We start from the raw sequence: 3,932 nt of genomic DNA on the forward strand, positions 1-3,932 counted from the left end.
ATTTATCCCCATATACATAGCCTTAAGATTGTTTTGTCCTATGATATTGAGTTTTTCTAGTAATCTTCTGGTTTTATTTTTATCTTCTATATATCTTCCTGTTTTATCTTTACTTGTATTGTAAAGTCCATTAGCAAAATCTTGTAAAATTTGTAAAGCTTCATTGTAAGCATGAATAGGACTATCTTCATCTTTTTTAAAAGCACTAATTTGCTTTTCTTTATTTCTAAACTCTTTAAACAAAGGATGATTACAAGGAAGTTGATACATGGTGCATTTTTTAAGTTCTAAAGATTTTAACTCTTTGAAATAAAAAGTATAATCATCTATAATATATTTTTGTTCTTTTATATCCTCTAAAGCAGTTGCATTTCTTTTCTCATCAATAATCAAATAAGACAAAAGTCTTTTTAAAAGAAATTCTTTATTTTCTTCAAGCTTTGGTTTTATTTCATAATGAAAGGAAAAATGAGTGTCAAAAACCCCTGTGCAAAGATCTATGCCATAAAAAATTTTCTTTAAATCAAAGCTAATAAATTTTGAATTGATTATAAAAGGATAGGTTATAAAATGATCTCTTATAACTGCTAAAGGAGAATCATCTTTAAAGGTGTAAAGCTGATAAACAATGCTTTCATATTGTTCTTGTAGGGCTTTGAAATTTGTTGGAAAGAGATAATTTAAAAAAATACCCACAAATTCTCCAGCCACAATAGAAGCAAGGTCAAGTTTATTTAGCTTAGCATAAGTATAAATAGTATATTTTTGAGTTTGTATATCTATGCTATGCATAAGAGCAATTTTAGATATATTGCTTTCTTGATTAGAGTATATAAATAATTGTTTCATATATTTATCACTCCAATAAATCTTAATTTGTTTTTCATTAAAGTATTCTTTTATCTTTGTGATAAATAGATTTAAACCGGATGTATTTTTTTGTATTATTAAATTGGATTTTATCTCTTGTGCTAAAATCATTTGGATTTTAGTATGAGTTAATTCTTTTTCTATTTGTTGCAAGCGTGCTTTTATTATTAAATTAGATTTTATGTGTATATGATATATACTATTCTTTTTTGGAGGTACAAAAATACCAAGCTGTTCTTTAAAAAATTCTTTAAATCCTTCTTTGTTTATTTTAATACAAGCTTGAATAACATATTCTATTGTTTTTAAAAAATTAAAATCCCACAACATTTGAGCTGTAAAGCTGATAAAAGGACTAGCGCTTAATAAAATTTTTAACATTGCATAAGTAAATATTTCACTTGTTTTTTGTTCTTTTGCCTTATTTAAATATTCTTTTCCATACATCTGTTCCAAAAGCTTTGATAAATCTGATATTTGTTTCTCTATATCCATCCATGCAACAAAAGCTCGTTGCGTTTCTTCGTCTAAATTCATAAATTCTTTAATGCATTTTTGTTCATCTAAATGATACATTTGCTTTAATTTGATTATTTTTTTATCTAATGTATTTGTTGTATCTAAATCTTTTGATAATTCATTAAAAAAATCATCTATAGTTATCGAACTATCATTTTCCACAAAAGAATAATCTTTTTTGTCAAGTATTTTTAATAATTGCGATACAACTTCATATGCTGTAATATTTGTTGGCTCATTATTTACATATATTGGACGTTCATCTGTCCATAAAACATAAGTTTTATCTAAGTATTTTATATATACAAAATTACTGCCTCCATATTTTTTCAAATCCAAATTGATATTTGGAAAAATAAGCTTAGCTTGATACAAGACAAATGAAATGAATAAACATTCCATTAAAGAATAGTTCCCAAATGAAGATTTATCCGATTTTTCAAAAAACTCTTTTTTCAAAAAAGTTAAATATTGATGAGCTATCTTCTTTTCTTTTTCTATGATGGATTCTTTGGCTTCGTTTTGTTTAAAGAATTTTTTGATATAAAAATAAGGAAGCCATTTTTTATCATTTATTTTTTTATTGTAGTCAATATAAGCTAAAATGTTTATTCGTTCGCGATGTCGTAAATTTTCCGTCTTTTTTACTATTTCTATCATTGGCTCATTTTCTGATATTGCTAATTTTTCTTTAACTGTTTTTGCGAATTCTGGTAGCTTCTGCGGTGTAGCAACAAAATTTGTTAAATATTTATAAATCTCTTGCATATCTTCATAAGCTTTTTTACTATTCTCATAAGCTTCTTTGGATATTTTCACAAAAGGACTTAATTGTAAAATATAGGGTTCATTTTCATCTTGTGGTATTTCTATGCTATATTCGCTATAATCTCTTGTGCTGTCATAAGTTTTTTTTGATGTATCAATACTTTTTTTAATTGTTCTGTATTTATCTTGTATATTATAGTTGGCGATTTCTTGAGTTAAGCTTTCACTAAGTCCTGCATTGTATTTATTGGGGATATTTGAAATAATCAAATAATTTTTACTCATTTTAGTTGTATTTAAATCTATTTGTGCATTTTGATTTTTTTGTACAAAAAATTCAGCTAGTTTACTTGAGTTAAAATTTGGACTTTCTATATAGGAAAAATAAATAAATTGTTCAATATCTTCTTGCAAATTCTTTAAAATAGCATTGTTTTTTAAATACAAATTAGATAATTTTTGCGTTGAAATGAAAGCGGGTAAATTGCTCGATTTTGAATCATTGGGTGTATTTTTATATCCCTTGTCTTTTTGTTCTGGGTTTAAAAAGATTTCACTAAAAATATTTTCAATGCTTTTTATTTCTTCGCTTAAAGTGATTTTATAAGCCAAATTCGAAGCGATATTGCTTTCATCACTTCCAAGATATAATCCAAAACCACTTAAATCAATAATTTCTTTTTTATTAATAATTAAAACACAAGATAACAAGCGAGAATTAATATAATGAATAAACATAGCACATCTAGTGGCTAAAAATGCGGCTAAAGGCGTTAAAAGTGTGCCATAATCTCTTTGAGTAAATTCATAATACTCGCTTGCAGAACCCATTAAAGAAAATAAACCAGCAGCCAAAATAGCCAGTCCTGCCCCACCTGTAAGAACAGCTACCACTGTGGCTATTGCAACACCCGCTATAGCACTTAGTATGATTTTAATTTTTTCATATTCTTTTTCTTTGGCAAGTTTTTTAATGTGTTCTAACAACTCATTGATAAATTTTTCATAAGTATTTTTTAAAGTGGGACTTATGCTATTTTTGAAAAAATCCGATTCTATGACATTTCCAATCTTTTCTAAAACTTTTTTCTTAAAATCATCAAATTTCTCACTGCTTATATCATCAGGATCAATGTTGTGGATTAACTCGTCTAAGGTTTTTATATCTTTAGAATCTTTGACTAATTTTTTTAAAGTATTGATAAATTCGATACAAAGATTATTTTTATCTGTATAATAAAAAAGATTAAAATCTTTATCTTGTTTTTTATCTTGAATTTCTTCTTCTAAGTCTTCTAAATAAGCTTTAGTGCAAATTTCACTGCTTGATAAATCTTTTAAATTTACATTTTGTCCAGCATCAAGCTCATTAAGGGTATGGATATTTACTTCTATATTATTGCGATTATCACAAATTTGTTTTAAAATTTCTAGTATTTGCATAGCCAATATTTGATTTTTAGATAGGATTTTTCTTTGATGAAAATCAATATTTTTTAATATAGCGTGTAAAACAGAAAAATTAGGATAAATAAAATCAATCTGTTTAACTTCTTTATTGTTGATTGTTAAATTTTTAATAGTTTGAATTAACTCTGTTTTAGAACTTATAAACATAAAAGATTCCTTATGTAAAGCATTATTATATCATTTTTTATTTGCTAATATCTTTTGTCTCTATTAATCTCTCCAATCCACCTTATAATATTACCCTTATCATCAATCTCTACTTCTAAATCTTTGTATTTGTTGTAAAATTTAGGAGCTAAGATTTC

The 3,932-nt window shown here is 25.6% G+C and carries 1 protein-coding gene; it reads right to left on the reverse strand.

What is annotated here, in order from left to right; all coding sequences use genetic code 11:
• The coding region (locus BGS40_RS05660; protein WP_096738489.1) for a hypothetical protein at window positions 1-3,774 on the reverse strand (3,774 nt) is incomplete at its 3' end.
• Between the last annotated feature and the right edge of the window lie 158 nt (window positions 3,775-3,932).

It is taken from the genome of Campylobacter sp. 107 (genome assembly GCF_002383835.1).
Classification (GTDB): Bacteria; Campylobacterota; Campylobacteria; order Campylobacterales; family Campylobacteraceae; genus Campylobacter_D; species Campylobacter_D jejuni.